The 18,073-nt window shown below is 68.7% G+C and carries 16 protein-coding genes and 1 pseudogene; 10 read left to right on the top strand and 7 right to left on the bottom strand.

Annotation, left to right across the window (positions count from 1 at the left end; all coding sequences use genetic code 11):
* The first annotated feature begins 221 nt into the window (after positions 1 to 221).
* Positions 222 to 872 carry a DUF4360 domain-containing protein gene (locus tag ACQEVG_RS24685; protein WP_432987526.1) on the top strand — a complete coding sequence of 217 codons (651 nt, stop codon included), beginning with the start codon at positions 222 to 224 and terminating at the stop codon, positions 870 to 872.
* Between the two features lie 201 nt (positions 873 to 1,073).
* Here the strand turns inward: ACQEVG_RS24685 and ACQEVG_RS24680 are convergent, their stop codons facing one another.
* Positions 1,074 to 1,475: an ATP-binding protein gene (locus ACQEVG_RS24680; protein ID WP_432987524.1), complete on the bottom strand. Its 402-nt coding sequence runs from the start codon at positions 1,473 to 1,475 to the stop codon at positions 1,074 to 1,076.
* A gap of 92 nt (positions 1,476 to 1,567) precedes the next feature.
* On the opposite strand from ACQEVG_RS24680, the gene ACQEVG_RS24675 reads away from it, so the two are divergent.
* Genes ACQEVG_RS24675 through ACQEVG_RS24665 form a run of 3 tightly spaced genes read left to right on the top strand, consistent with a single transcriptional unit; the run spans position 1,568 to position 3,081 of the window.
* Entirely contained in the window at positions 1,568 to 2,362 is a 795-nt protein-coding gene (locus tag ACQEVG_RS24675) for a helix-turn-helix domain-containing protein (RefSeq protein WP_432987522.1), read from the top strand.
* Positions 2,359 to 2,595 carry a DUF397 domain-containing protein gene (locus ACQEVG_RS24670; protein ID WP_432987520.1) on the top strand — a complete coding sequence of 79 codons (237 nt, stop codon included), beginning with the start codon at positions 2,359 to 2,361 and terminating at the stop codon, positions 2,593 to 2,595. The genes ACQEVG_RS24675 and ACQEVG_RS24670 overlap by 4 nt, the downstream gene beginning before the upstream one ends.
* A 48-nt stretch (positions 2,596 to 2,643) precedes the next feature.
* Positions 2,644 to 3,081 (top strand): phosphatase domain-containing protein, encoded by a 438-nt coding sequence (locus tag ACQEVG_RS24665; RefSeq protein ID WP_432987518.1) that lies wholly within the window; start codon positions 2,644 to 2,646, stop codon positions 3,079 to 3,081.
* A gap of 67 nt (positions 3,082 to 3,148) precedes the next feature.
* Here the strand turns inward: ACQEVG_RS24665 and ACQEVG_RS24660 are convergent, their stop codons facing one another.
* Entirely contained in the window at positions 3,149 to 3,484 is a 336-nt protein-coding gene (locus ACQEVG_RS24660; RefSeq protein WP_432987516.1) for a carboxymuconolactone decarboxylase family protein, read from the bottom strand.
* A gap of 394 nt (positions 3,485 to 3,878) precedes the next feature.
* On the opposite strand from ACQEVG_RS24660, the gene ACQEVG_RS24655 reads away from it, so the two are divergent.
* From ACQEVG_RS24655 to ACQEVG_RS24640, 4 genes and pseudogenes are all read left to right on the top strand, one after another.
* The gene (locus ACQEVG_RS24655; protein WP_432987514.1) at positions 3,879 to 5,090 is read left to right on the top strand and encodes a pyridoxal phosphate-dependent aminotransferase; all 1,212 of its coding nucleotides are present in this window, start codon (positions 3,879 to 3,881) and stop codon (positions 5,088 to 5,090) included.
* Positions 5,091 to 5,169: 79 nt separating this feature from the next.
* Positions 5,170 to 5,556, top strand: a complete 387-nt coding sequence (locus tag ACQEVG_RS24650; RefSeq protein ID WP_432987512.1) for a hypothetical protein — start codon at positions 5,170 to 5,172, stop codon at positions 5,554 to 5,556.
* Between the two features lie 207 nt (positions 5,557 to 5,763).
* A pseudogene (locus ACQEVG_RS24645) lies at positions 5,764 to 6,420 on the top strand (hypothetical protein); the annotation flags it as partial.
* Positions 6,421 to 6,526: 106 nt separating this feature from the next.
* Complete coding sequence (locus ACQEVG_RS24640) at positions 6,527 to 7,126, top strand: hypothetical protein (protein ID WP_432987510.1); 600 nt, start codon at positions 6,527 to 6,529, stop codon at positions 7,124 to 7,126.
* Between the two features lie 95 nt (positions 7,127 to 7,221).
* Here the strand turns inward: ACQEVG_RS24640 and ACQEVG_RS24635 are convergent, their stop codons facing one another.
* Positions 7,222 to 9,066, bottom strand: coding sequence for a phosphoenolpyruvate carboxykinase (GTP) (locus ACQEVG_RS24635; RefSeq protein WP_432987508.1), 1,845 nt, complete (start codon positions 9,064 to 9,066; stop codon positions 7,222 to 7,224).
* Between the two features lie 286 nt (positions 9,067 to 9,352).
* On the opposite strand from ACQEVG_RS24635, the gene trhA reads away from it, so the two are divergent.
* Together trhA and ACQEVG_RS24625 are read left to right on the top strand one after the other, a co-directional pair.
* The gene (trhA, locus tag ACQEVG_RS24630; protein ID WP_432987506.1) at positions 9,353 to 10,030 is read left to right on the top strand and encodes a PAQR family membrane homeostasis protein TrhA; all 678 of its coding nucleotides are present in this window, start codon (positions 9,353 to 9,355) and stop codon (positions 10,028 to 10,030) included.
* A 74-nt stretch (positions 10,031 to 10,104) separates the two neighbouring features.
* Positions 10,105 to 10,740 (top strand): TetR/AcrR family transcriptional regulator, encoded by a 636-nt coding sequence (locus tag ACQEVG_RS24625; protein ID WP_432987504.1) that lies wholly within the window; start codon positions 10,105 to 10,107, stop codon positions 10,738 to 10,740.
* A 491-nt stretch (positions 10,741 to 11,231) separates the two neighbouring features.
* Here the strand turns inward: ACQEVG_RS24625 and ACQEVG_RS24620 are convergent, their stop codons facing one another.
* The 4 genes from ACQEVG_RS24620 to ACQEVG_RS24605 form a co-directional block, all read right to left on the bottom strand.
* Positions 11,232 to 13,655, bottom strand: coding sequence for a galactose oxidase-like domain-containing protein (locus ACQEVG_RS24620; RefSeq protein WP_432987502.1), 2,424 nt, complete (start codon positions 13,653 to 13,655; stop codon positions 11,232 to 11,234).
* A 97-nt stretch (positions 13,656 to 13,752) separates the two neighbouring features.
* A complete protein-coding gene (locus tag ACQEVG_RS24615) occupies positions 13,753 to 14,970 on the bottom strand; it encodes a glycosyltransferase (protein ID WP_432987500.1) in 1,218 nt (405 codons plus the stop codon).
* Positions 14,967 to 16,646 (bottom strand): ArnT family glycosyltransferase, encoded by a 1,680-nt coding sequence (locus ACQEVG_RS24610; RefSeq protein ID WP_432987498.1) that lies wholly within the window; start codon positions 16,644 to 16,646, stop codon positions 14,967 to 14,969. Before ACQEVG_RS24610 ends, ACQEVG_RS24615 begins: the two co-directional genes overlap by 4 nt.
* The gene (locus ACQEVG_RS24605) at positions 16,643 to 17,857 is read right to left on the bottom strand and encodes a glycosyltransferase (protein WP_432987496.1); all 1,215 of its coding nucleotides are present in this window, start codon (positions 17,855 to 17,857) and stop codon (positions 16,643 to 16,645) included. The genes ACQEVG_RS24610 and ACQEVG_RS24605 overlap by 4 nt, the downstream gene beginning before the upstream one ends.
* Positions 17,858 to 18,073: the final 216 nt, after the last annotated feature.

The following is an 18,073-nucleotide window of genomic DNA, read 5'->3' as shown; positions in this document are numbered from 1 at the left end:
GCTTTTCTGCGATGGCTGATTCCGGCGCATCGGCGAGAGGCTGATAACGGACCTAGTCAGCCCCTGCGTTGGTACCTACCATTCCACTCGTTCCGGCTCTTCGAGAAGCGCCAAGAAATGTTTGAAGAGTTGACACGGCCATGCCTAAATCGGCGTTCTTGGTCGAATTGGTGATGGCCGGCTTCCGGATGAACCCCTCACATTTCCCCGATGGGAGAATCATGTCCCGTGCACTTTTCGCCGGCGGCGCGGCAGCGGCAATTCTCGCTTCGTTGCTGGCCTCTCAGAACGCTTCCGCCATCAGCATCGCGCCCCCGGACAAAATCACGATCGACATCGCGACAGTCAACGGATCCGGCTGTCGTCCAGGGTCTGCCGCGGTGGCGGTGTCCGAGGACAACACCGCCTTCACCGTGACCTACAGCGAGTACCTCGCCAAGGTCGGCGTCGGGGCCAGCCCGACCGACTACCGGAAGAACTGCCAGCTCAACCTCGTGGTGCATGTTCCGCAGGGATTCACCTACGCGATCGCCAGCGCCGACTACCGCGGCTTCGCCAGCCTGCAGCCCGGCGCCACGGCCACGCAGAAGGCCTCGTACTACTTCCAGGGATCTCCGGACACGGCGTCCAGAACCCACCCCTTCAACGGCCCGCTCGATGACAACTGGCAGGCCACCGACTCCACCGAGTGGGGCCAACTGGTCTGGGCGCCGTGCGGGGTGAAGCGCAACTTCAACATCAACACCGAAGTGCGGGTCAACGCCGGGACATCGGATCCGAAGAAGACGACCAGCTTCATGACGATGGACTCCACGGACGGAGAGATCAACACCATCTACCGGCTCGCATGGAAGGTGTGCCCCGAGCTCTGAGGAGAATTGTTCTGAGCCAGCACGACGCTGAGCAGGCACGCCGCCCCGGCCACCTCTCGGTGGCCGGGCGGCAGTTGCGCGACGGGCCCAGGGAGGTCAGCCCTCGGCCGCGGGGGCCTTGGTAGCTCTGGCCCCTGTTCCGGCCTCTCCCGCCCGCGGCCCGTCCGGTGTCCCCCCTCCGGACGGGCCGCGCCTTTGTGTCTACGTACGGATGGCTCGCAGCTCGAACCAGACTGCCTTGCCGATGCCGTACGGCCGGGGCTCGGCGCCCCATGCGTCGGCGAGGGCATCGACGAGGGCGAGCCCGCGCCCCGACTCGTCGTCCGCGCACGCGATGCGCGGCTGCGGCGGCGCGTCGCTCGCGTCGTGCACCTCCACGCGGAGGACGGCTTCACTCAGCACGCATCGCGCGGCCACCTCCCGCCCGGCCGGGACGCGGGCATGACGGCAGGCGTTCGTCATGAGCTCGCTGAGTAACAGCACGGCGGTGTCGGCCAGTTCGTCCGGGATCTTCCAGTCCCGCGCCTGCTCGGCGAGAAGCGCGCGGGCCCGGCCCACGCTTCGGGGAGTGCGCGGCAGCCGCCACTCGATGTGCTGGTTCATGGCTTATACGGTGGTGGCGCGGGCTTAGCCTCTGGAGTAACGAGATGGGTACGGAGGGTGGTTGTACCCGGCGGGTACCAAAGGAGGCGACCGTGACGGAGACGTGGCGGTACTGCGGAAACCAGATCAAGCTGTGGCGTACGCAGGCCGGGGTGAGCCGCGAGGAGCTGGGCAAGGAAGCGAATTACGAGTACGAGTCGGTCAAGTCGATGGAGCAGGGGCGACGACGGCCGACGGTACGGCTGTTGCAGGTGGCGGACCAGATGTGCGGGGCGCAGGGGAAGCTGCTGGCGGCGCAGGAGTTCCTGAAGCCGGAACCGTTCCCCGCGAGAACACAGGAGTACATGTCGGCGGAGGCGGACGCGATCGCCTTGCATTCCTACGCACCGTTGTTGATCCCAGGGCTTCTGCAGACCGAGGACTACGCGCGGACGCTGATCAGCGAAAGCTGTCCGCCACTTGACGATGAGACGGTGGAGGAGCGGGTACGTGCACGGCTGCGGCGACAGGAATCACTGACACGCCGAGCGACGACCGTGTTCGGCTTCGTGGTCTACGAGGCGGCGCTCCGCACGCTTGTCGGCAGCGCCGAGGTCATGCGGCGACAGCTGAAACGTCTCCTGGAGGTCGGGGAGCTTCGAAATGTCTCGATCCAGGTGCTCCCCGTTGGCCGGTGCGTGGGCCTGGCCCTCAACGGCTCGTTCGTGCTCGTCGAGACCGCAGACCGCGATCATCTCGCCTACATCGAGGGCCAGAAGACCAGTGCGCTCTATGCGGATGCGGACAGGGTCGGTGACCTAACCCAGTCTCATGGAATGATCCGCATGCAGGCCCTCAGCATTGAGGAGTCGGCGGAGTTCATCAGGAAGGTGGCGGCAGAGCTATGAGCGACCGGCTCACGTGGTTCAAGTCCAGCTACAGCGACAGCGAAGGCGGCGAATGCGTCGAAGTCGCCCTGGACTGGCGGAAGTCCACGCACAGCGACAGCCAAGGCAGCGACTGCGTCGAGGTCGCCACCTGCCCCCACACCGTCCACGTCCGCGACTCCAAGCTCGGCGGGACCAGCCCCCGGTTCGCCATACCCGCCCCCGCGTGGACCGCGTTCCTGGCCGCCCTCTGAAGGTGCGCCTCGGCCGCATACCGCCAGCCCTCGCACTACGGTGACCAGGTGACCAACACCGAACCCTGGGATCCCACCGCTCCCGGTGTCCTGCGCCTTCCCTCCGGGCGGCTCGTCCGGGGCCGCGCGCTGCGCCGGCCCCTGCCCGCCGGTCCCGAGCCCACGTACGCCGTCTATCTGCTCGGCAAGCAGCCGCCCGAGGTCCCCTGGGAAGCGACCTGGCTGCGCTGGCGGGACTTCCGGCTGCCCAGCAGCCGGGCGGACGCCCGGGCCCTGCTGGGCGAGGCCTGGGACCGCGCCGCGGTCGGGCGGGTCGAGATCGCCTGCGGCGGCGGCCGGGGACGCACCGGCACCGCGCTGGCCTGTCTCGCCCTGCTCGACGGTGTGCCGACCGACGAAGCGGTGGAGTTCGTACGCCGGAACTACGACCCGCACGCCGTCGAAACCCCGTGGCAGCGCCGCTACGTACGCCGCTTCGCCGACTGACCGGCCCGGCCGGTTGTCCGTGCCGGGCCGGTCAGTCGGCTCCAGACCTCGGGCAGCGTGTCTACGCTCAGCCCCGGGTGGCCTGAGCCTCGGCATCGGCATCCGCGACGGCGATGGCGATGCCGAGCGCCTTGGCGATGTTGCCGGCTGCCGTCATCACGCGGGCTGTGCCGACGATGGGGGCGATGGCGACCAGGACGTCCTGCAGCTGGTCGGCGGTCATGCCGGCCTTGAGGGCAGGGTCGATGTGAGCCACGTAGGAGATCGGCGGAGCGTCCGAGGCGGCGAGGGCCGCGATGCGGGTGAGCATGAACATATTCGGGGCCAGCCCGCACCGCTCGACCGAGTCGACCGTCATCGCGGCGAGGGTGTCCAGAACAGGGGTTTCAGAAGCTGTGGCCATGTCGGGTCGTCTCCTGTTGGTGTGTCGCTGACGCGAGTTCAGGGGCGGAAGCAATGGCTCCGCATCGCTACAGCGTCTACCGCTCGACCGTAAGGCCGTTGCGAGCGGAGCGCCTGTCGAGCGGGGTTGTCCGAGGCGCGTATGCAGCTGGGCGGCAACCGGACGGAACTGCCTCAGGCGCGACGACCGCCGGCCGGGGTGACGAGGGCAACACCGGCCCGTTTTCTTTTCCCCGCCGCAACGCAATCCGCAGGCGTACGGACCGCCAGGCCGGGCCTTTCGAAGGAATGCGGGCGTTCTCACCGGCCGAACACGCCAAACCGGACATTTTCATCACCACCTCGTGGCCGAAAACACCAAGCGATCAGCGTTACGCGCCCGTAAGCTCACCGACATGCAGGTGATCCAGTCGACGAAGCTCGCAAACGTCTGTTACGAAATCCGGGGCCCGGTCCTCGAGGAGGCGATGCGGCTTGAGGCAGCGGGTCACCGCATCCTCAAGCTCAACACCGGCAACCCCGCCGCCTTCGGTTTCGAGTGCCCGCCCGAGATCCTCGAGGACATGCTCCGCAACCTCGGCGACGCACACGGATACGGCGACGCGAAGGGCCTGCTGTCCGCACGCCGCGCGGTGATGCAGCACTACCAGACCAAGGGCATCGACCTGGACGTCGAGGACATCTACCTCGGCAACGGCGTCTCCGAGCTGATCCAGATGTCGATGCAGGCGCTGCTCGACGACGGCGACGAGGTGCTCGTACCGGCCCCGGACTACCCGCTGTGGACCGCGTCCGTCTCGCTGGCGGGCGGCACGGCCGTGCACTACCGGTGCGACGAGCAGTCCGACTGGATGCCGGACCTCGCCGACATCGAACGGAAGATCACCGACCGCACCAAGGCGATCGTGATCATCAACCCGAACAACCCCACGGGTGCGGTGTACGACGACGAGATGCTGCGCGGCCTCACGGAGATCGCCCGCCGGCACAATCTGATCGTCTGCTCCGACGAGATCTACGACAAGATCCTCTACGACGGCGCCACGCACACCCCGACCGCCGCGGTCGCCCCGGACCTGATGGTCCTCACCTTCAACGGGCTCTCCAAGAACTACCGCGTGGCGGGCTTCCGCTCCGGCTGGATGGCGGTCTGCGGCCCCAAGGCGCACGCGGCTTCCTACATCGAGGGCCTGACGATCCTGGCCAATATGCGGCTGTGCGCGAACATGCCCTCGCAGCACGCGGTGGCCACGGCGCTCGGCGGGCGGCAGTCGATCGAGGACCTGGTGCTGCCGGGCGGCCGGATCCTTGAGCAGCGGGACGTCGCGTACGACCTGCTCACCCAGATCCCCGGCGTGACCTGCGTGAAGCCGAAGGGTGCGCTGTATCTGTTCCCGCGGCTCGACCCCAAGGTCTACAAGGTCAAGGACGACCGGCAGATGGTGCTCGACCTGCTGCGCAACGAAAAGATCATGGTGGTGCACGGCACGGGCTTCAACTGGCCGGAGCCGGACCACTTCCGGATCGTGACCCTCCCGGCGGCGAAGGACCTGGCGGATGCGGTGACGCGGATCGGGACGTTCCTGGACGGCTACAGCCAGCCCTGAGCAAAGAATCGCGACCGAGCTCAACTTTAGACAGAATCTAAGCTAGGATGGCCTTCTGAGACAGCAGGAGGCCATTCCCATGTACGAGCCGATCCGCACGAAGTCGGTCCATGCGATGGCCGACGATGCCCAGTACCCGCACCGCAGCCGCGAAGAAGAGCTGGACATCCAGCTCGCGGGCCATCTGTCCGCCCTGCTCGCCGTCACCGACGAGCTCGGCCTCGGCAAGGCCGCCGAGAGCATCGCGGCCCAGATCGCCCGCCTCCGCGGCGCCCCGCCCGTCCGCCACGCGGGCTTGAGCGGCGCGGACCCCGCGTCCCTGCACCGCCGCGCCCTCGCCTTCGCAGGCCGCGCCCTCGTGGTCGCGGCATCCCGCGCCGACACCGCGGCGGCGATCCTCTCCGCCGAACGCATGGACGCGCACACGGCCGCCCTGGCCGATTCGCGCCTGGTCGGCGCCCCCTGACGGCCCCGGTCCACGGCCGCGGAGGCATGTGGACCGGGTGCCACTCACCTCACCACCCCGGCCCGGTCGCGCTGAACGTCGCGTCCGACGTCAAAGGTCCGTCCGGCCCGTAGGGCGGAACACTTCGCGCCGTCGTGAGAGTGGCCGATTCCGGTTGCGTACTGGGATCCGCCCTTCACCTCCCGTACATCCAACACCGCCTGGAATGTGGGATTCCGCGAGCACGCTGCTCCTGTGAGACGCATCGCAGGAATCGTCCTGGCGGTGCTGCTGATCGGCGGAGTGGCAGTCACCGTCGTCGCAGGCCGCGAGAGCCAGGACAAAGGCACGGCAACGAAGACCGTGCGAGGAGTGATCGGATCGGAGAAGGCGGAGTTCTTCGCCGATCCCGAGGTGGTGAAGACCCTTGCTGCCAAGGGTTTCACCGTGAAGACGGAGACCTCAGGGTCCTGGGCCATGGAGGAACTGCCCCTCAAGGGTCAGGACTTCGCCTTTCCGTCGTCCAAGTCGCCGGCCGACGAGCTGCGGCGCAGAACGAAGATTCCGGGCGGGCCCATCCGCCCGTTCTACTCCCCCCTCGTCGTCGTGGCGCACAGCGCCGCGGCGCGCGTCCTGGCCGACAACGGCCTTGCCACACTCACCGGCAAGTCGAGCGGCACGCTGCGTATGGGCCCGTATCTGGAGGCCGCGATGGGCGATCGGACCTGGCAGCAGCTGAAGGGGGCTGCAGGGCATGCCGAGCTGACCGGGACCGTGTTCATCACCAGCACCGATCCCGTCGCCTCCAACTCCGGTGCGCTGTATCTGGCCGCCGCCTCGTACGTCGCCGACGGCGGCAAGGTCGCCGCGGACGACGCGGCCGTCGCCGGGGACTCGGACCGGTCCGAACTCGGCCACATCGCCACGCTCACCGGCGGGCGTCTGTTCGACGCGACGAACGGCTCCCTGGACGGCGCGTTCGAGGAGATCCGTGGCTACCAATAAGGTCCTGAGCCTCCTGGAGTCCCGGAAGAACCTGACCGGCAGCGCCTTCGGCATCGCCGGCCTGGCCCTGACCTTCGCGGGGCTCGCCGGGACGTACTGGCCGCTCGTGGTCGCCGGGTTGTACGGCGCGGGCGCGCTCATCGCCCCGCCCGAGCGGCCCCCGGCACCCGACTTTCCGGACCCGGCCGAGCAACTCGGCGCCCTGCGCGGCGACTTCGCCACCCTGAGGGCGTATCTCACCGAGGTGGAACTGCCCCCGGCGGCCGCCGGCCGGCTCACCGAGCTCGACGCGGTTGTCGAGGCGCTGCTGGAGCCGGGCTGGGTTCGCGACCCGGAGCACGTGCACGTGCTGTCGCGGGCGGTACGCCAGGACATCCCGGAGGCGGTCGACAGCTACGTACGCACCCGCTGGTGGACCCGTGTCGCACCCGGTTCCCAGCCGCCGGAGCGCCATCTGGAGCGGCAGCTCACCGTGCTGTACGACGAGGTGACCGCGATTGCCGCCGCCCTGCAGGACGAGGAGGCGCGGCGGCAGCAGACCCACACGCACTATCTGGAGGAAAGGTCCGGCCCCCGGGAGCCGTGAGGGGGCTCCCGGGGGCCGGGGACGCGGCAGACCTTGGGTGACCCCACAGGTCAGGGCGGATGTCGAGTGGGTCCGCCGCGACGTACTACAGGTGCTCAGCCGAGCCGGGCGACCAGCGAGCGGTACTCGTCCCACAGCTCCTTCGGCGTGTGGTCACCGAAGGTGTTGAGGTGCTCGGGGATCAGAGCGGCCTCCTCGCGCCACACGTCCTTGTCGACCTTGAGCAGGAAGTCGAGGTCCTCCTCGGGCAGCTCGAGGCCGTCCGTGTCCAGCGCCTCGCGCGTCGGCAGGATGCCGATCGGGGTCTCGACGCCCTCGGCCTTGCCCGCCAGGCGCTCCACGATCCACTTCAGCACGCGGCTGTTCTCACCGAAGCCCGGCCACACGAACTTGCCCGCGTCGTTCTTGCGGAACCAGTTCACGTAGTAGATCTTCGGCAGCTTCGACGCGTCCGCGTTCTTGCCGACCTTGATCCAGTGGGCCATGTAGTCGCCCATGTTGTAGCCGCAGAACGGCAGCATCGCGAACGGGTCGCGGCGCAGCTCGCCGACCTTGCCCTCGGCCGCGGCGGTCTTCTCGCTCGCCACGTTCGCGCCGAGGAAGACGCCGTGCTGCCAGTTCAGGGACTCGGTCACCAGCGGTACGGCGGAGGCGCGCCGGCCGCCGAAGAGTATCGCCGAGATCGGCACACCCTTCGGGTCCTCCCACTCGGGCGCGGCGATCGGGCACTGCGAGGCGGGCACGGTGAAGCGGGCGTTCGGATGAGCCGCCGGAGTCTCGGACGCCGGGGTCCAGTCGTTGCCCTTCCAGTCCGTGAGGTGGGCCGGGGCCTCCTCGGTCATGCCCTCCCACCAGATGTCGTTGTCGTCGGTGAGCGCGACATTGGTGAAGACGGCGTTGCCCCACAGGGTCTTCATGGCGTTGGCGTTGGTGTGCTCGCCGGTGCCGGGCGCGACGCCGAAGAAGCCGGCCTCGGGGTTGATCGCGTACAGCCGGCCGTCCTCGCCGAAGCGCATCCAGGCGATGTCGTCACCGATGGTCTCGACCGTCCAGCCCGAGATCGTGGGCTCCAGCATGGCGAGGTTGGTCTTGCCACAGGCGGACGGGAAGGCCGCGGCGACGTACTTGGACTCGCCCTGCGGCGGGGTGAGCTTGAGGATCAGCATGTGCTCGGCGAGCCAGCCCTCGTCGCGCGCCATGACGGACGCGATGCGCAGGGCGTAGCACTTCTTGCCGAGCAGCGCGTTGCCGCCGTAGCCCGAGCCGTACGACCAGATCTCGCGGGTCTCCGGGAAGTGCGAGATGTACTTGGTGGAGTTGCAGGGCCACGGGACATCGGCCTGACCCGGCTCCAGCGGGGCGCCCAGCGTGTGCACGGCCTTGACGAAGAAGCCGTCGGAGCCGAGCTCGTCGAGGACGGGCTGTCCCATGCGGGTCATCGTCCGCATGGAGACCGCGACGTAGGCGGAGTCGGTGATCTCGACGCCGATCGCGGACAGGTCGGAGCCCAGCGGGCCCATGCAGAACGGCACGACGTACATCGTGCGACCGCGCATCGAGCCGCGGAAGATGCCCTGCTCACCGGCGAAACTGTTTCCTTCCCCGGTAAAGATGGCCTTCATCTCCGCGGGGGCTTTCCAGTGGTTCGTCGGGCCCGCGTCCTCCTCCTTCTCGGAGCAGATGAAGGTGCGGTCCTCCACGCGCGCGACGTCGCTCGGGTCGGATGCGGCGTAGTAGGAGTTCGGGCGCTTGATCGGGTCCAGCTTCTTGAACGTGCCCTTTGAGACGAGCTCCTCGCACAGGCGCTCGTACTCGGCCTCGGATCCGTCACACCAGACGACGCTGTCCGGCTGCGTGATTGCTGCGATCTCGTCGACCCAGGAGACGAGCTCCCGGTGGTTGGTGGGGACGGTGCTGGGAGCCGCGATGTCGCGCGCCACGATCGCTCCTAAGTGAGGGATTTGTTGGTTGTTGCCCCGTGGGGGCTGCGACCCGGATGCTTCGTAGCCGCTCATCCGGTGCCGACTGCACTCATCTGATCATCCGTGCAGTATGCGCATATGTCCAGAGGAGCTCTCACGTGAGCATCACCACTCGCGGGCACGCCAAACTCGGAGGACACTCGAAGACGGCATGTGCCCGGCCCCGTGGCGCCCGCTCTGACACTCGCTGTGAGACTGGCCGGAGGGGGCTGTTACCTACGGTTGCGTAGGTACCATCGCCGTTATGACCTCTGCCGCGCCCGAAGTGACCGAGATAGAGCCCCCGCCGGTGAAACCCCGGCTGCGCGGCTGGCTGCACGCCGGGATGTTCCCCGCCGTACTGGTCGCGGGACTGACGCTGACGGCGCTCGCCGACTCCAGCCGGGCCAGGGTGGCCTGCGCGATCTATGTCTTCACCGCGTGCCTGCTCTTCGGCGTGAGCGCGCTCTACCACCGCGGCAACTGGGGCCCGCGCGGCGAAGCCGTGCTGCGCAGGCTCGACCACGCCAATATCTTTCTGATCATCGCGGGCACCTACACCCCGCTGACGATGCTGCTACTGCCCGACTCCACCGGCCGGACGCTGCTCTGGGCGGTCTGGGCGGCGGCCGTGGCGGGCATAACGTTCCGGGTCTTCTGGGTCGGCGCACCGCGCTGGCTCTACACCCCGTGCTACATCGCGATGGGCTGGGCCGCCGTCTTCTTCCTGCCCGACTTCATGCGCGCCGGCGGGATCGCGGTGCTCGTCTGTGTGATCGTCGGCGGGCTGCTCTACAGCGCGGGCGGCGTGATCTACGGAATCAAGCGGCCGAACCCGTCACCACGGTGGTTCGGCTTCCACGAGGTCTTCCACTCCCTCACGCTCGCGGCGTTCGTCGTGCACTACGTCGGCATCTCGCTGGTGGCCTACCAGCACGGGTAGGCAGTACCGGTGGCCCGCCGAAAGCGCCCGAGTGGACGTGGCTCGGCGCCCGTCGATGCACAACAATGAGGCACATGGCCGCCACCACACGTCATCGCTCGCGCGAATCCCTCGCCGACGCGAAGCCACAACTGGGCCTGCGCGAGCGCAAGAAGCTGAAGACGCGGATCGCGATCCGCCGGGCGACATACCGGCTCATCTCGGAGCAGGGGTACGAGGCGACGACCATCGAGCAGATCGCGGACGCGGCGGAGGTCTCGCCGTCCACGGTCTTCCGCTACTTCCCCACGAAGGAAGACATCGTCCTCACCGACGAGTACGACCCGATCATGGCGGCGGAGCTGCGGGCGAGGCCGGCGGACGAGGAGCCGCTGGAGGCGATCCGGCAGGTGATGACACTCGGCCTGTCGGCCTTCGTCCGCGAGGAGCGCGACGAGGTCGTCCAGCGGACCAAGCTGATGGTGGAGGTCCCGGCGATCCGGGCCCGGATGACGGAAACGATGGCGACGACGCCCGAGCTGCTGGTGCGCGCGCTTGCGGACCGGACGGGCCGTGACCCCGACGACCTGGACGTGCGGGTCTTCACGGCGGCGGTGCTGGGGGCGCTGCGCGAGGTGATGCTGTACTGGGCGGGGCGGGGGCATCGGGACGACCTGATCGAGCTGGTGGAGCGGGCGCTGACGACGATTCAGGGGGGCCTGAAGCTTTGACCCGGGGGCGGGGCTTGTTCCCCACCCCGCCCCTTCCCGAACCATGGGCGCCGCCCCTGGACCCCGCGCCTCAATCGCCGGCGGGGCTTTTTTCAGCCTCGCCGCCGGTCACCGTCCCTGGGGCTCCGCCCCTGGACCCCGCGCCTCAATCGCCGGCGGGGCTTGATTTCGGGGCTCCGCCCCGGACCCCGCTGCGGTCCGCCCGCGAAAGCACCCACCGGACAGCAACCACCAACGCCCCCTGGCCGACGGCAACCACGACCCCGGAGACTGGCCCGTGTGGGGGTCCCCCCGGACGGAGTCTGGGGGAGATTGAGGACACGCCTGACGGGCGTCTGGGGGTACGGGGCGAAGCCCCCAAGTCCGCGCCGCGAAGCGGGCGCAGGGGCCTGGGGGCTCGCCCCCCCAGCAGTGCCGCGCGGCGAAGCCAGCGCGGGGTCCGGGGCGGAGCCCCGGTTATGGGAAGGGGCGGGTGGGGGAAAGCCCCGCCGCTACCTCAGCCCGTCCCCCTTTCCGCACGCGACCCCGTCCCCACTGGGATCCAGCCGCAACGGATCGTCCCTCCCGTTCACCTTCAGCCGCCCGTAGTCATGCGCCTCCAGCCACCCGCACCGCGCCTTCGTCGTCGCCTTCACCCCCCGGGGGAAGACCGTCGGGACGCAGAGCCCGATCGTCCCGTAGTGCCGGTCGCACCCCGCGATCCGCGGGCTCACCGGGACCGAGTTCCGCTTCTTCAGGCGCGACTTCGGCGTCGAGGAAGGCGCCTCCGCGAAGCTGTGGACGTGCGCCGACGGCGCGTCCGCGGACATCGCCGCCGGGCCACCGAGGTGCACCCACTCCGCCACCGACGGAATGCCGTTCGCGTCGACCGCGAAGAGCATGTACCAGCCGGGCGGGGCCATGTTCGGGTTGCTGGTGACATTGAGGTCGATGTTGTTCCCGTCGACCGTCATCGGCAGATCCACGAACCGCTGGTTGGGGTCGGAGGAGTGAGTGACCGCCGCCGGACGGATCAGCTCCGCCTTGGCGATCGGCCGGTCGACCGTGATCCGCTGCGTGTCCCCGTACGTCCACGACCCGTCGATCACCGAAGTGATCCTCGGCCGCGCGCCCTTGAGGAGATACGGCGGGGTGTAGACCGACACATTGTTGTTGTACGTGCCGTTGCCGGGGTTGTCGCCGACCGCCATCACCCGGCCGTCCGGGAGCAGGAACGCCGAGGAGTGGTACGTACGCGGGATCGGGTCCGTCGCAAGACCCTCCTGGTACGTGTTGCTCACGGGATCGAAGAACGACGCCTCGTACACCGGGTCGGCCCGGTCGTGCAGTCCACCGCCCGTCTCGAAGACCTTGCCGTCGGGCAGCAGCACCGCGGACACGAACATCTTGCCCTCCGCGCCCGTCTGCGGGCGCTTGCCCTGACCCTGGTCGACCTGGCCCTGCGGCAGCAACGGGCCGTGCACATACGACGGGTTGGGCGCCTTGAGGTCGATGATGTCGGTGAGGCGGTTGGCCGCCGGGTTGGTCTCGTTGTTGCCGCCGCCCATCGTCAGCACCCGCTGGTCCTGCGCGGGCGGCAGCAGCACGCTCGCCGACTCGTCCCGCTGGTCCTTGTTCTGCAGGCCGGGCACATCGGTGATGGTGTTCGCGGTGTAGTCGTAGATCGAGGCGCCCGACCCCTGGGTGCCGTTGCCGAAGACATGGCTGCCGGAGTAGAACAGCCGGCCGTCCTGCATCAGGATCATCGACGGGTACAGACCCCAGAAGGACCAGGTCTGGTTGACCTCGTTCAGCGGGAGCCACTTGTGCTGCGCCGCGGAGAACTTCTCGGCGGTCACATTGCCGGTCGAGTCCTCCTTCAAACCACCGAAGGAGATGACGTCACCGTTGCCGAGGATCGTCGCCGACGGATACCAGTGGCCGCCGTTCATGTCGTTGGTCTTCGTGTACGTCTCGGTCGCCGGGTCGAAGATGTACGAGTCCTTCAGACCCTGGTAGCCGATTCGGCCGTCGGCGGAGGGATAGCCCTTGTTGCCGCTCATCACCAGCACCCGGCCGTCCTGGAGCTGGACATGGCCGGCGCAGAACATGTCCGCGGGCGTGGGGATCATACGGAAGGCGCCGGTCACCGGGTCGTAGATCGCCGAGGTGAAGGTGCCCGCATCGAACTGCGCCTGGTCGTTGCCGGAGCCCGCGATGACGAGCACCTTGCCGTTGTGCAGCACCACGGAGTGCATGGAGCGCACCGGGTTCTTGACCGTCAGGACGTCCCAGCGGCCCTTGGCGCACTCCTCGGGCGTCCCCGTGCACTGGGGCTCGGGGTCGGGCGCGGACACCTCCTCCATGACGTAGTCGTCGGTGGTGGCCGAGCCCGTGCCGTACACCGAGACGCCCCAGGTGATCTGGTCGGTGCCCGGCGGGATCTCGGGTGTACGGACCTCGGAGCGCTGGTAACTCGCGCTGATCGGCAGGGTCCTGAGGTCCGTCCAGTACTGCCAGCCCGCTGTGACGTCGTGCCGGAAGAGCGTGACCGCGGTGTCGGGGGTGTCGCTCTTGTACCAGAACGACAGGTCGTACTGCTTGCCCGGCTTCACCTTGGGCGCGCAGACCGTGTCCTCGGTGATCATCGCCTTGCGGTCGCCGTCGACCCGTCGGGTCAGCGACACCTTCATGGCCTTGCTTCCGGAGTGCGCGTCGGCGACGGTCGCGAAGGTGAAGTCGTTGTCGCCCCAGCCGGACTTCTCCCAGCAGGCCGGCATATCGGCGGAACCGGCCTGCTCGAAGCCGGGGTTGGTGATCAGATTGGCCCCGGCGGACGCGGGCTGGGGAGCGGATATCAGCAGCGCGGCGGTCATCGCGCCGACGCTCAGCAGCGCGGCGGAACGTCTGCGCCTTCTTCGGATCGTTGGTGGCATGGGCAGATCCCTCTCTGTGCTGTCCTCGATCTCCCCGTCCGGCGATCAAGGACGAACCGGCTGCCGGACGGCTCCCGGCAGCCAAGCGCGGCCTGTGCTAGCGCCGCGCGCTCCCCGCGCTTCGGGTGGTCCGGGTCGCCCCAGCGCCCGATTCCCGCCCCTTGCGCGGCAGATACACCAGCGCCTCCGTCGCCGCGAAGCGCAGGACGAAGGTCGTCAGCAGCGCCAGCGTGGTCGCCGGCAGCACCGCCAGGCCCAGCCGGCCCACGAACACCGCGATCAGCGGAATCCGCAGCAGCAGATCCGCGTTGGCGAGCACCGCGAACCGTCCCACCCGGTCCGCCCAGTGCCGGTGCCCGCGGCGGTCCCGGAACAGCAGGACCTCGATGAGGACGAAGTTCCACAGCACGCCGAACTGGTTGGCGACGATCTCGGCCGGCAGATAGTGCATCCCCGCGGCGACCAGCAGATGCAGCCCGAGCAGGTTCGGCAGAAAGCCGGTCAGGCCGATCAGGCCGAAGGCGACCATCCGCGCGACCGGCGACGACGTACGCAGCGCTGCCAGGTGCGAAAGAAACCGAAGCCCTTCCTTCGCCGTCGACTTGGACTCGCCCGCGAACCTCTCCTGGAAGACGAACGGCACCTCGGCGACCGTCTCCGGACGGCAGCGCACCGCCAGCTCCAGCAGGATCTTGTAGCCGAGCGGCTTCAGCGTCTCGGCGGTCACCGCGCTGCGCCGGATCGCGAAGAAGCCGCTCATCGGGTCGCTGATGCCGCGCAGCCGGCGCGGGAAGAGTGCCTTCGTCAGCCACGTTGCTCCGCGCGACACGGCGATGCGGTAGCCGCCCGCGAGGCCTTCGCGGCTGCCACCGCGTATGTAGCGGCTGGCGACCACGAGGTCGGCGCCCGCGCGCTCCCCCGCCCCGACCAGCTCCGGCACCAGCGCGGGCGGGTGCTGGAGGTCGCCGTCCATGACGACGATCCAGTCGGAGCCCGCTCTCTTCATGCCCTCGACGACCGCGCCGCCGAGTCCGCCGACCGGGGTCTCGCGATGCAGTACGGCGACGGGAAACGGGCAGTCCCGCGCGGCGTCGCGGATCACCTCGGGCGTGTCGTCCGTGGAGTCGTCGACGAAGAGGACCTCGCACGGCAGGCGGGAGGGCACCGACTCGGTGAGCTGGTGCAGCAACTCCCTGATGTTTCCCGCCTCGTTGAAGGTCGGGACAATGATGGTGACGGCGCCGGGCTCGGCGAGCTGGGCGGCGCCCAGTTCCGGATCTCCGAGTTCTTCGGCGCCGGTACGGGGTGTGGTCATCGCTCGCCTCCGGCGATCCGGCGGATCTCGATCCGGTCCTCGCCGCCGCCGAAGACGGCGACGGGCTTCGAATGCTCCAGGGCAGACTTGACGTTGGGCAGGTTCACCGCGTCGCGGCGGACGGTCGGGGACGAGACGACGTAGTCGAGGTCACGCCAGCCGCGGGGCATCGTCTTCGTCACGGCGGGGTCGAGGTCGGCCTTGTAGAACCAGATCGCGCCGGTGCCGGGCCGGTACCCGTCGTGCACGAGGTCCAGCCAGAGCGCGTCGTCGACGAGCACCCTGGTCGCCGCGGGGTCGGCGACCTCGTCCTGGAGCCAGGAGGCGGCGGCGCGGTAGGGGCCGTTGGCGTCGACGGTGAGGGCGTCGCGGTTGCCGGTGTACCACCGGGGCACGACGTACGCGGCGGCGGCAACGGCGAGCACGACGGCCACGCCCACCCTGACCGGGGCTCCGCCCCCGAACCCGCCCGCTACGCCCTGCGGGCGCAGGCCCAGCTCCTCCATCACCGGAGGGGCTCCATTTCGCCACAGCACCGCATGCGCAACACTCGCCGCGCCCCCCGCCAGCACCAGCGCCAGAAACGGCAGCGCCTGGATCACGTACATCGCCGGCAGATACCCGGTCGGGCGCATCGCCACCAGCGCGAGGATCGCCACCGCCAGCGCCGGGCCGGCCAGTGCCCGTGCGGTGACCGACCAGCGCAGGGTGATCAGCAGCAGCGCCGCGCCCGCGAGTCCGCCGAGCGGCAGCACCCTGTCGTAGTACAGCCAGGACTGCAGCACCCCGTGCGATCCGGAGCCCGCGTCGAAGATGGAGCCCGAGCCCTCGCGGCCCATCTGGTACGTGATGCCGTCGATCAGCGACACATGGCCGGGTCCGGGGAACAGCTCATTGTTGAGCAGCGCGAACAGCGGATAGGACAGCCCGATCAGCGCGCATGCCGTAATCGCGCCGGTGACGGCGAACTTACGGGTGTCGCGATGGCTGTGCCGCCACATCGTCACCAGCAGCGCGGGCAGCACCACCAGCATCGTCTCCTTGGTGAGCACGGACGTCGCGGCGGCGAGCCCCGCGCCGAAGTGGTGCCACAGATGACGGCTCGGCGACGCGGCCAGGCAGAATGCCAGCAGCATCCACATCACGGCGATGTTGTCGAGGAAGATCTCGCGCTGGAGTACGACGGAGAGCGGCGAGAGCCCGAAGAGCACCATGGCGAGGCCGGCGGCCCAGCGCGGCAGGAAGAGCCGGCGCGCCAGCACGTACAGCAGCACCGCGCACGCCGCGCTGACAAGCAGCATCGCGAAGCGCATCGACGCCACGTTCATCGCGTCGGGCGCGATCAGGGACGGTATCCAGGTGAGCCCGGCTATCTGTATCCAGCCGAGCGGCGGATGGTCGTACCAGTACGTGTAGTGCGCGAGCCCGTCGCCCTGCTGGACCGACCAGGCCTGCGCGAGATACGTGCCCTCGTCGTCGCTGAGGTTCGGGAAGTTCGTGATGTTCCAGCCCTGGACGAGCAGGATCACGGCCAGCAGTCCGAAGCAGAGCAACAGATCGGGCCGGGAGCTGCGGAAGCGTATGACGGGCCGGACATGCTCGGGCACCGTCGGGCGGGGATCGGCGGTGACGGTCGGCGTGGCGGTGTCGGGAGCCGGGGGCAGGGTCGTGGTCACCGGCGGACGTCCTCTCGGGTCTCGGTGAGATGCGCGCCTACATGGCTGGTGAGCTCCCACTCGTTGCGTCCCCGCTGCTCCCGCCAGACCGCGCGCACCGCGGCGCCGGCCAGGAGCACCTGGTAGAAGGGACCGCCGACGATGAGCTTGAGGTAGTGGACGAAGCGGACGCGAAGGCCGTACTGCCTGCCGAAGTCGTGCAGCCCGACGATCTCGAAGACGAAGGTGACCATCGCCGTGATCAGCGGCAGGAAGGTCACGATGGCGATGCCGACGGGGACGTCGAGGAAGAGCGCGATGGCGGCGTTGAGCGGGATGATCACGCCGGAGAATGCCTGCAGGAAGGGCGTCATCAGGGTGTAGCGGGCGAGCAACCGCTGGCCGCGGCCGGGGAGTTGTTTCCAGTCCTTCTTCCGGTAGACCTGCAGGAAGCCCTGGTTCCAGCGGGTGCGCTGCTTGAGCAGGCTCATCAGGGTGCCGGGGGTCTCCTCGCGGGTGACCATGTCGCTGTCGTACGCGACGACGACCCTCTTGCCGACGGACGAGAGCCGTACGCCCAGGTCGCAGTCCTCGGCGAGGCAGTTCGGGTCCCAGCCGTCGGCCTCGCGCAGGACGGTCGTACGCACGAAGACGGTGTTGCCGCCGAGCGGTATGAAGCCCTTCTGCGCGTGCAGATGCAACCGGCTGCGGAACCAGAAGAAGTACTCCAGGCAGTTGCGCAGGCTGTACCAGCTGGAGTGGAAGTTGATCAGCTGGACCCCGCCCTGGACGACGTCCGCGCCGGTGGAGGTGAAGGCGTGGTCGACATGGGCGAGCAGTTCGGGGTGGACCTGGTCCTCGGCGTCGAAGACGCCCACGATGTCGCCGCGGCAGTGCGGGAGGGCGGTGTTGAGGGCCTTGGGCTTGTTCTTCGACTCATGGGTGTCGGTGACGACCCGTACCCGGATCGGATCACGCTCCGCCGCGCGCTCGGCGACCGCCGCGGTCTCCGGGTCGTCGTGGCCGACGATCACGATGATCTCGTAGTTGGTGTGGCTGGATTCCAGCAGCCGCTCGATGGTGTGCTCCAGCACGGCCTGCTCGTGGCGGGCGGGCAGCAGCAGCGAAAAGGAGAGTCCGGTCCCGCCCTCGGGACGGTCGAAGCGAGTCGAAGCGAGCGTCTCGGGCGTACGCCAGGCATGCATCTGCCACCACAGCGTAAAAGCCGCCATCCAGAACAAAGCAACCGAAATGGCAACGACAAACACCGATATGAGCACCGAAGGGTCCCCCCTTGGACCTGTGCCCCGGCACCAGGACCCCCCTGGCCGGCAGCACACACCTGTGCAGCTTCGGGCGCGGCACCCCCCAGTGCCATTACCCGGCTACTCCTCGAGCGGGACCCTAGCCCCGGAACGTTAAGCTCCGGTGCTCACCCGATAAAAAGT

The sequence above is a fragment of the Streptomyces sp. CA-135486 genome, assembly GCF_050936555.1.
Taxonomy (GTDB): Bacteria; Actinomycetota; Actinomycetes; order Streptomycetales; family Streptomycetaceae; genus Streptomyces.
Note: the sequence above shows the minus strand (reverse complement) of the source record. Positions and strands in the feature narration are given on the sequence as shown.

Coding starts and splice junctions, on each gene's coding strand:
- ACQEVG_RS24685 (WP_432987526.1), top strand. CDS start 222: ATGTCCCGTGCACTTTTCGCCGGCGGCGCGGCAGCGGCAATTCTCGCT.
- ACQEVG_RS24680 (WP_432987524.1), bottom strand. CDS start 1,475: ATGAACCAGCACATCGAGTGGCGGCTGCCGCGCACTCCCCGAAGCGTG.
- ACQEVG_RS24670 (WP_432987520.1), top strand. CDS start 2,359: ATGAGCGACCGGCTCACGTGGTTCAAGTCCAGCTACAGCGACAGCGAA.
- ACQEVG_RS24660 (WP_432987516.1), bottom strand. CDS start 3,484: ATGGCCACAGCTTCTGAAACCCCTGTTCTGGACACCCTCGCCGCGATG.
- ACQEVG_RS24655 (WP_432987514.1), top strand. CDS start 3,879: ATGCAGGTGATCCAGTCGACGAAGCTCGCAAACGTCTGTTACGAAATC.
- ACQEVG_RS24650 (WP_432987512.1), top strand. CDS start 5,170: ATGTACGAGCCGATCCGCACGAAGTCGGTCCATGCGATGGCCGACGAT.
- trhA (WP_432987506.1), top strand. CDS start 9,353: ATGACCTCTGCCGCGCCCGAAGTGACCGAGATAGAGCCCCCGCCGGTG.
- ACQEVG_RS24625 (WP_432987504.1), top strand. CDS start 10,105: ATGGCCGCCACCACACGTCATCGCTCGCGCGAATCCCTCGCCGACGCG.
- ACQEVG_RS24620 (WP_432987502.1), bottom strand. CDS start 13,655: ATGCCACCAACGATCCGAAGAAGGCGCAGACGTTCCGCCGCGCTGCTG.
- ACQEVG_RS24615 (WP_432987500.1), bottom strand. CDS start 14,970: ATGACCACACCCCGTACCGGCGCCGAAGAACTCGGAGATCCGGAACTG.
- ACQEVG_RS24605 (WP_432987496.1), bottom strand. CDS start 17,857: ATGGCGGCTTTTACGCTGTGGTGGCAGATGCATGCCTGGCGTACGCCC.